The organism is Flavonifractor plautii ATCC 29863, from assembly GCF_000239295.1.
In the GTDB taxonomy this organism is placed as follows: Bacteria; Bacillota; Clostridia; order Oscillospirales; family Oscillospiraceae; genus Flavonifractor; species Flavonifractor plautii.
On the sequence record NZ_JH417755.1, the window covers coordinates 1 to 8,542 of the forward strand.

Here is an 8,542-nt window from a genome sequence, read left to right on the forward strand (position 1 = left end):
GGCGGACGGCCTTCAGGCCGCCCGCCGCGTTGCTTTTTTATTGTATGTGAACGTGGTTGTGGATGTGCTCGGAACAGTAGCAGTAATAGCCGTTGCACTTGGAGCAGTAACGAAATTCCTCGTTGGGGTAGTCGGTGTCGGTCTTGCCGCAGACGGCGCACTTGTGGATATAGCCCTTCTGCTGCTGGGCCTGCTTGGTGGCCTTCTTGAAGTTGACGGTCTGGCGGGAGGTCTGGTATTTGACCCGGCCGAAGAGCTGGAGGAAATTGTCCCAGAAGAAGATAAAGTAGTTCAGAATGGCAACCAGGGGGATGATGACGCCGGGGAGGGCGGCCAGGCCGGAGGTAAAGACGCCAAAGAGGCTGCTGAGGACGCTCCAGCCGAACAGGGCCGCGTCGATCCACGCCAGCCACTTGATCTTGATGGGGATGATGAAGAAAAGAAGCACCTGCATGTTTGGATACAGGGTGGCGAAGGCAAAGAACAGGGAGAGGTTCACGTAGGTCATGCTGGCGGTGGTGAGAAGCGGGAGCAGATGGGAGGGATAGAGAGGGGCGGTGACCGCGTAGAGCAGGAAACCGACCACCACGTTGAGCAGGACACCCAGGCCATAGAACACATTGAACTTAGCGGTACCCCACTCCCGCTCCAGCACAGAGCCGATCATATAGTAAAAGTAAAGAGAGACGGCCAGGAAGAAGAGGTTGCTGTCCAGTGGGACAAAGACAAAGGTGATGATGCGCCAGATCTGTCCGTGCAGAATGTAGTACGGCGAGAAGGCGAGCAGGGCGGACAGGGACACGCCGTAGCTGAACTGATCCATCAGCCAGACAAGTACATTGCCGACCACAATGACCAACATCAGGTTGGGTATGCCGAACCGGGGGTGCTTGTAGCAGAACCGGTCCAGCCAGCGTTGAATTGCACTCAAGTGAAGTTACCTCCCGTTGGGCGGAATGCCCGCCCCGTTGTGACGTACAAAGTAGTGTACCAGACGGCCGGGAAAAATTCCCGAATAAATTGTAAACATTTCGCCGCCGTTATTTCAGCAGCTTGCGGATTTTTTCCTTCATGGCCGGGGTGAGCACCTTGGCCGCCGCCCGGTAGGGCAGGGAGGGGAGGGCCAGAAAGCGCTTTTCCACCTCGGCGAAGGGCAGGGCCGCGAAGGCGGCAAAGAAGGCGGCCCGGCGGGGGTTGGCCTTCAGGGGGGAGGCCAGCCGGGGGTTGCCCGCCACCGCCTCGGCCAGGGGGCGCTCCACCTGGCCGAACCGGGGGGAGAGGGCATCGAACACAGCCTGCCCCCGGGCGGAGTTCACCAGCACCATGGAGACCCCCTTGTCCCGCTCCACCGGCAGGGCCAGCTTCTCGTCCAGGCCCCAGTAGTCGGCCAGGGTGAAGTCGGCGGGGCGGCTGGTGGAGGTGTACCGGCACCGGGCGCAGGCGGGGCGCAGGAAGAGCTGCATCCCGAAGCCCCGGCCATAGCCGGTGCGGTTGAAGTCCTCGGTATAGACGCTCCCATCGGCAAACTGAGCGGTGAACCAGGGGTGAGACCAGCCGTGGGACTTGTCCTTGAAGCGCACCGAGACAACCTTGGAGCCGCGGGCGGCCTCCAGGCCGTCCAGGTAAGCCCGGAAGACCGCCGGGGAGGGCACCCCGTGGCACACCAGATCACAGGTGAGCAGGTTGGGGTAGTCCTTCCCCAAGTAGCGTTTGAGCCCGTCCACCTGGCAGGGCACGCCGGAGAAGAGCACCGCCGTCCCCTCCTCCAGCAGCGCCTTGACCTGGGAAAAGCTGCCGCCCAGATCGCTCTGGACGTACTTGGAGCCCCGCATGGGGGCCAGCTCGTCCACCGTGCGGGCGCACACGTGGCGGGCGGTCATGTCCTCGTCCAGCGCCGCGCCGAACACCGCGCCCCCTTGCTCCAGCACATGGCGGGCCAGCAGGGAGAAGAAGCCGCCCGAGGAGCTGGCTGTCCGCTCGGCCCCGTCGCGGTTCCAGACCGCGTGGGCCGCCGCCGGGGCGGGGCCGGGCACCGGGGGGTGGAGGATGGGGCAGGTATGCTCGCACCTGCGGCACAGGATGCACCGCTCCCCAATGACGGGCCGCAGGAAGCCTTCATGGTCGGGCTCCATGGCAATGGCGTTCACCGGACAAACCGACGCGCAGGCGGTGCAGCCGGTGCAGTCCTCCGCCCTGCACAGCACCGGACGGGGGGCGGCCTGGGGCTCCGGCTCCTCCGCGGGCAGGGGGGCGCCCTCGATGGCGGCCCCCAGATAGGACAGGGAGTCGGCCCGGGCGGCCGCCAGCTTCTCGTACACCGCGCCGTAGTCTATGGGGGCGTCCACCGGGGCGGTGGTGTCCAGGCCCAGGATGCGGTCGGCACAGCCCAGCCGGGAGAGCAGGCTGTAGATGCGGGAGAAGGTGGGCTCCGCCCGCTCCCTGGGGGACATGGAGGTGAAGAAGTCCTTCTGAAACTGGAGGGAGAAGGCCGCCCCGTGGAAGGAGTTGGTCACCACGGCGGAGGCGTGCCGGAACAGGCCCAAAAACTCCCGGGGGCCGGCGTCAAAGACCAGCTCGGCCGCCCCGTCGATCTTCCGCCGGGCCCCCGCGAGCTGCACGATGGGCCAACCGGTGCGCGCCGACAGGGCCAAAGCGTAGGGGGCCGCCTCGCCGGGGTCGGAGACAAAGTAGCACAGGATATAGGGCCCCTGCCGTTTGGGGGCCGCGGCCAGCTCTCCCCAGTCCTCGCCGGTGAGGAGGAGGGTGGGGTCCAGCACCACCCGGGCGTCCCGCCCGGCAGCCTCCCGCAGCAGAACCTGCCCCCGCTTTTCCCGCACGGACAGGGCGGAGAAGGGAGTCAGAAAGCGGCGCAGCTCCTCGGCCTTGTCCTCCGGCAGCTCAGGCACTCCCAGGCTGGGGGCGTAGGCGATGCGGCGGCCCTCCCGGACGAAGCCCAGCAGGAAGGGGGGGTCGAACTGCTTGTCCTGGAAGATATAGGGGTTCCAGATCTGGTCGCTGCCCGCCACATACACGTCGTAGGCGGGCGGGTCGGCCCGGAGCTGCTCGAAGGCGGTGTACCGCTGGGGGGAGAGGGACATCTCCTCGGCCACAAAGGCCTCGAAGCGCCGGAAGCGGCGCTGGAACGCCCCGTAGTGGAGGGCGGTGTGGGCATCGGAGGCCATGCCGCGCACGCCGCCGCTCTTTTTGAAAAGCTGGTTGGTGCGGGTGGTGTGGGGCAGGCGGTAGTCGATGATCTCGCAGTCGTGCCCCAGGGACTGGATGGCCCGCATGGTGGCAAGTGCCTGGAGCTGTGCCCCGTAGTGGTGGGCGAAATGAAAGGTGATGAGTCCGGTGCGCATGGCGCTCACTCCTAGAAAATCTGAGATGAAATCAGTTCAGTATATCCCGGAACTGCGGGGCTTGTCAACGCCGGCTGTTAGACACTCTTGCCATTGTGTCTGAAATTCCAACAGGAACCGCAGTTTTGTCTATGGCGTTGCGGCGATGGATGCATTATGATACAATTATAAAAATCGTCCGTGGGAAAGGAGCGTGCAGATTCATGAGCTTGCCGGCCAGACTCAGGGCCTTCGGCATCTCCAAGGCCCTGGACTACCTGGAGCGGGACCCGGACGCCAACCTTCCCAAGCTGATGGACTGGTTGGATAAATACACGGGGGAGCGGCTGGCCTCACCCTACCGGGAGCTGTTTCACAGGGCCATGAGTGACCCCGGCAACAACTGGCACCGCCTCATCAAGAGCATGTATACCGATATCGACAGCCGGGTACTGAAAAAGATTTTTGAGAACTTTGTGATTCACGCCGGGCTGATGGACTGGCCCAGCCGCAACGCGGCGGGGGAACTGGGAAACGGCCGCGCCCCCTGGGCGGTGATCATCGACCCCTCCTTTCCCTGCGAGATGGGCTGCCGCGGCTGCGGCGCGTCCATCTACGGCGTGCGGCCCTATATGGAGTTCGACAGCCTGGACGAGGAGATTGAGGCCCGGAAGGGGCGGGGCTGTCATCTCTTTATCTTCAGCGGCGGCAACCCTCTGGCCCGGGAGCAGGAGACCATTGCCCTGTGCAACAAGCACACCGACTGCGTGTTCGCCGCTTTCACGCCGCCCCGGTTCATTACCGGCGAACTGTGCGCGGATCTGCTGCGGGTGCGCAACCTGTTCCCCGCCATTCAGGTGGACGAGGACGGCGCCGACGCCACACGGGCCGCGGCCCTGCTGCGGCGGTACAAGCTGCCCTTCGGCGTGGCCTGCCGCTGCACAGCGGAGAACGCAGAGCGGGTGGCCACCGAACTCTATTATGACCGGGTCATTGCCACCGGAGCCAAATTCTGCTGGTTTTTTACCTGCCCGGCCTACGGACCGGAGCAGCCGGCCAGCCTGGAGCAGCTGGAGGCCATTCACCGGCGTGTGCAGGAGTTCCGCAGGAGCAAGCCCCTTCTGACATTGGATTTCTGGGACGGACCCAGCCCCTCGGCGGCCGCCCCGCAAGGAGGAACAGCATGAGTATTGTAAAGGATCAGAACCTGGCCCCGGCCGGCCGCCGGAAGATCAACTGGGTGCGGGACTTCATGCCCGCCCTGGGCGGCATTGAGGCCCGCTTCGAGCAGGAGCAGCCCTTCGCCGGCCTGCGGGTGGCGGTGTCCGTCCACCTGGAGGCCAAGACCGCCAACCTGGGCTATGTGCTCGCCAAGGGCGGGGCGGAGGTGCGCCTCACCGGCTCCAACCCCCTGTCCACCCAGGACGACGTGGCCGCCGGACTGGCCGACATGGGCGTGGAGACTTTCGGCATCCACGGCGCCATGGGGGAGGAGTATGAGAACCTCCTCATCGAGACCCTCAAGTTCAAGCCCCACCTGATCGTGGACGACGGCGGCGATTTGATCCACCTGCTGGGCGGCAAGTGCGCCGACCTGGGCGAGCACCTCATCGGCGGCTGCGAGGAGACCACCACCGGCATCCTGCGCCTCAAGGCCCGGGAGCGGGAGGGCATCCTGCCCTGCCCCATGATGGCCGTCAACGACGCCAAGGCCAAGCACTACTATGACAACAAGTACGGCACCGGCCAGTCTGTTTGGGATGCCATCATGCACACCGCCAACCTGGTGGTGGCGGGCAAGACCGTGGTGGTGGCCGGGTACGGCTGGTGCGGCAAGGGGGTGGCCATGCGGGCCGCCGGCATGGGGGCCAGCGTCATCGTCACCGAGGTGGACCCCTTCAAGGCCCTGGACGCCACCATGAACGGCTTCCGGGTCATGCCCATGGACGAGGCCGCCAAGTACGGCGACATCTTCGTCACGGTCACCGGCTGCAAGGACGTCATCACCCCGAAGCACTTCGCAGTGATGAAGCACAACGCCATCCTCACCAACGCCGGCCACTTCGACTGCGAGGTGGACGTGGCGGGCCTGGCGGCCATGGCGGTCAAACGGGAGCTGCGCCGGGACAACATCGAGGGCTTCACCCTGCCCGACGGCCGGGTGCTCAACGTCATCGGCGAGGGGCGGCTGGTCAACCTGGCCGCCGGCAACGGCCACCCCGCCGAGATTATGGACATGTCCTTCTCCGTCCAGGCCCTGGCCCTGGAGTGGCTGGTCAGGCACCGGGACGGCCTGGAGAAGAAGGTCTACCAGGTGCCCGCCGAAATCGACGACGCCATCGGCCGGGTCAAGCTGGCCGCCATGGGCCTGTCCATCGACGCCCTCACCCCCGAGCAGGAGGAGTACCTCAACGGCTGGAAGGCGTGACGGCCTCTCCGCGCAGGGGGACGGCGTCCCCTGTGTAAATCCGGCGGCTTGCACAACGGCGCCCCCGCCGGCGCTATACAAAGCCCCTGTTTTGTCTATTGCATATCGGGAAAAAAGTCGATAGAATAGCTACAGTCAATTGAATATGCCTTATCGAGAGCGGTGGAGGGAACGGCCCGATGAAACCCGGCAACCTGCAATGCAAGGTGCCAAATCCGGCGAGGAAATCGAAAGATGAGGATGGATGAGCACCACGCGCTCCGCCATCCGGCGGGGCGCGTTTTTCGTGCCCGAGTGAGAAAGGAAGGAACTACATTATGGCAAAGCGTCTGTTTACCTCGGAGTCCGTCACCGAGGGACACCCCGACAAAGTCTGCGACCAGATCTCTGACGCCGTCCTGGACGACATTCTGGCCCACGACCCCACCGCCCACGTGGCCTGCGAGACCTTCACCACCACCGGTATTGTCACCGTGATGGGCGAGATCACCACCAAGCACTACACCGATATTCCCTCCATCGTCCGCCGCACGGTGGAGCGCATCGGCTACACCGATCCGGCCTACGGCTTCGACTACCGCTCCTGCGCGGTGATGACCGCCATCGACGAGCAGTCCCCCGACATCGCCATGGGCGTCAACCAGTCCTATGAGCACCAGGAGGGCGGCACCGACGCGGCCGATCTCATCGGCGCCGGCGACCAGGGCATGATGTTCGGCTACGCCTGCGACGAGACGGATGTGCTGATGCCCGCCCCCATCGACCTGGCCCACAAGCTGGCCCGCCAGCTCACCGACGTGCGCAAGAGCGGGAAGCTCTCCTGGCTGCGCCCCGACGGCAAGAGCCAGGTCACCGTGGAGTACGGCGACGACGGCAAGGTGCTCTCCTGCCCCGCCATCGTGGTGTCCACCCAGCACGACCCCGACATCGCCCTGAAGGACCTGCGGGAGGCCGTGGTGGAGGAGATCATCAAGCCCATTATCCCCGCCCAGTACATCACCAAGGACACCAAGTTCTACGTCAACCCCACCGGCCGCTTTGTGGTGGGCGGCCCCGTGGGCGACACCGGCCTGACCGGACGCAAGATCATCGTGGACACCTACGGCGGCTCCGCGGCCCACGGCGGCGGCTGCTTCTCCGGCAAGGATCCCACCAAGGTGGACCGCTCCGCCGCCTACATGGCCCGCTACATCGCCAAGAACCTGGTGGCCGCCGGCCTGTGCCGCAAGTGCCAGATCGAGCTGGCCTACGCCATCGGCGTGGCCCACCCCGTCTCCGTTCTGGTGGACACCTACGGCACCGGCGTGCTGGACGAGGAGAAGCTCTCCGCCATCGTCAACGAGTGCTTCGACATGCGCCCGGCCAAGATCATCGAGCACCTGAATCTCCGCCGCCCCATCTACGAGCAGACCGCCGCCTATGGCCACTTCGGCCGCACCGACGTGGATCTGCCCTGGGAGTACACCGACATGGTGGAGAAGCTCAAGAGCTATCTGTAAGCGCCGGCCGTCCCTGTGCATCATCTGTACGCCCGCCGCAGGTTCTGCCTGCGGCGGGCATTTTTATGCAACAGCAGGGTAGCCTGGCGCCGGGCCGCCGCATCTTTTCATGGCGCGCCCTGCGCGCATGAAGTTTTATACCGTTGACAAACGGGTGGGATCTGTTAAAATGAACGGTGTTCAGAATGGGGGCGTGTGTGCATGAATACTGTGGTCACCTCCCGGCAGGCGCTTCTGGCCGCCAGCCGGACGGTCGCCCGGCGGCAGGGCCTAGGCGGGCTGAGCATCCGCGCGGTGGCGGCCGAGGCCCGGGTCTCCGTGGGCTCGGTCTACAACTATTTTTCCGGCAAGACGGAGCTGCTGGCCGCAACAGTGGAGGAGATCTGGATGCAGATTCTGTCCGCGCCGGAGGGGGAGGCGCCCCGGGACGGCTTTGCGGCCTACGTCCACTGGCTGTTCCACCGCATTCAGAGCGGAGCCGGGGAATATCCGGGCTTTTTCCAGGGACATGCGGCGGGCTTCCTGCCCGAGGGGCGGAGCGCGGGCCGGCGAACCATGGCGGAGGCCCTCGGGCGCGTCCGCCAGACGCTGCTGGAGGCGCTGGAGGCGGACTGTGCAGTGCGGCCGTCCGCCTTTGATGCTTCCTTTTCCAGGGAGCAGCTTGCCGCTTTCGTGCTGGACAGCCTGCTGGGGCAGATGAGCCGGGGCGCGGACAACTGTGAGGGGCTGGAGCAGGTGCTCCGCAGGCTGCTCTACCGCTGAGACGGGCGCGGGAACCCGCGCCCTGTTTTGCACATAAAATGAACAATGTTCATAATGAGGAGGAACTTACCATGGTAAAAAAAGAAACATTGCTTTTGCTGGCGGGGCTGGTGTGGGGGGCGGCAGGCTTCAACATCCTGCGCATCGGGCTGCTGGCTTACCCCGGACATGTAACCCTGTGGAATTTGGCGCTCTCTGCGCTGGTCTTCGGGCTGTTTCAGGGCATGGTGTTCGGAAAGCTGGTTCAGCGGCACACCGCGCGCATACTGGGGTACGGCACGGAGCGGAAGTGGTTCTGGCAGTTTTTTGATGGGAAATCATTTTTGATCATGGTATTTATGATAGCCTTCGGCATCGGCCTTCGGGCCAGCGGACTGGCGCCGGAGGGCTTCATCGCCGTGTTCTACACCGGCCTGGGGGCCTCCCTGCTGACGGCGGGGCTCCGCTTTTTACTGGCAGTTTCCCGCGGGTAATTTTGAAACCCTGTAGGTTTGTCAAACATATTGGACGGTGAA

The 8,542-nt window shown here is 64.7% G+C and carries 7 protein-coding genes and 1 riboswitch; of the genes, 5 read left to right on the plus strand and 2 right to left on the minus strand.

The features are described 5' to 3' along the window. Positions 1-37 precede the first annotated feature (37 nt). Together HMPREF0372_RS08870 and HMPREF0372_RS08875 are read right to left on the minus strand one after the other, a co-directional pair. Positions 38-931: a hypothetical protein gene (locus tag HMPREF0372_RS08870; protein ID WP_140402430.1), complete on the minus strand. Its 894-nt coding sequence runs from the start codon at positions 929-931 to the stop codon at positions 38-40. A 109-nt stretch (positions 932-1,040) separates the two neighbouring features. Beyond that, positions 1,041-3,359: a polysaccharide pyruvyl transferase family protein gene (locus HMPREF0372_RS08875; protein WP_007491119.1), complete on the minus strand. Its 2,319-nt coding sequence runs from the start codon at positions 3,357-3,359 to the stop codon at positions 1,041-1,043. A gap of 203 nt (positions 3,360-3,562) precedes the next feature. On the opposite strand from HMPREF0372_RS08875, the gene HMPREF0372_RS08880 reads away from it, so the two are divergent. The 5 genes from HMPREF0372_RS08880 to HMPREF0372_RS08900 all read left to right on the plus strand — a co-directional run bounded on the left by HMPREF0372_RS08880 (position 3,563) and on the right by HMPREF0372_RS08900 (position 8,500). Beyond that, positions 3,563-4,525: a radical SAM protein gene (locus tag HMPREF0372_RS08880; RefSeq protein WP_039997042.1), complete on the plus strand. Its 963-nt coding sequence runs from the start codon at positions 3,563-3,565 to the stop codon at positions 4,523-4,525. Further along, entirely contained in the window at positions 4,522-5,766 is a 1,245-nt protein-coding gene (locus tag HMPREF0372_RS08885; protein ID WP_007491121.1) for an adenosylhomocysteinase, read from the plus strand. The genes HMPREF0372_RS08880 and HMPREF0372_RS08885 overlap by 4 nt, the downstream gene beginning before the upstream one ends. Before the next feature lie 147 nt (positions 5,767-5,913). Then, positions 5,914-6,007, plus strand: a riboswitch (SAM riboswitch). A gap of 76 nt (positions 6,008-6,083) precedes the next feature. After that, entirely contained in the window at positions 6,084-7,265 is a 1,182-nt protein-coding gene (metK, locus tag HMPREF0372_RS08890; RefSeq protein ID WP_007491122.1) for a methionine adenosyltransferase, read from the plus strand. Between the two features lie 201 nt (positions 7,266-7,466). Further along, positions 7,467-8,027: a TetR/AcrR family transcriptional regulator gene (locus HMPREF0372_RS08895; protein WP_007491123.1), complete on the plus strand. Its 561-nt coding sequence runs from the start codon at positions 7,467-7,469 to the stop codon at positions 8,025-8,027. Between the two features lie 71 nt (positions 8,028-8,098). Then, a complete protein-coding gene (locus HMPREF0372_RS08900; RefSeq protein ID WP_024725332.1) occupies positions 8,099-8,500 on the plus strand; it encodes a hypothetical protein in 402 nt (133 codons plus the stop codon). Positions 8,501-8,542 lie beyond the last annotated feature (42 nt).

Bases quoted from the DNA above. Each gene is read 5' to 3' on its own strand.
- HMPREF0372_RS08875 (WP_007491119.1), bottom strand. From the start codon at position 3,359: ATGCGCACCGGACTCATCACCTTTCATTTCGCCCACCACTACGGGGCA.
- HMPREF0372_RS08885 (WP_007491121.1), top strand. From the start codon at position 4,522: ATGAGTATTGTAAAGGATCAGAACCTGGCCCCGGCCGGCCGCCGGAAG.
- HMPREF0372_RS08900 (WP_024725332.1), top strand. From the start codon at position 8,099: ATGGTAAAAAAAGAAACATTGCTTTTGCTGGCGGGGCTGGTGTGGGGG.
- HMPREF0372_RS08895 (WP_007491123.1), top strand. From the start codon at position 7,467: ATGAATACTGTGGTCACCTCCCGGCAGGCGCTTCTGGCCGCCAGCCGG.
- HMPREF0372_RS08880 (WP_039997042.1), top strand. From the start codon at position 3,563: ATGAGCTTGCCGGCCAGACTCAGGGCCTTCGGCATCTCCAAGGCCCTG.
- metK (WP_007491122.1), top strand. From the start codon at position 6,084: ATGGCAAAGCGTCTGTTTACCTCGGAGTCCGTCACCGAGGGACACCCC.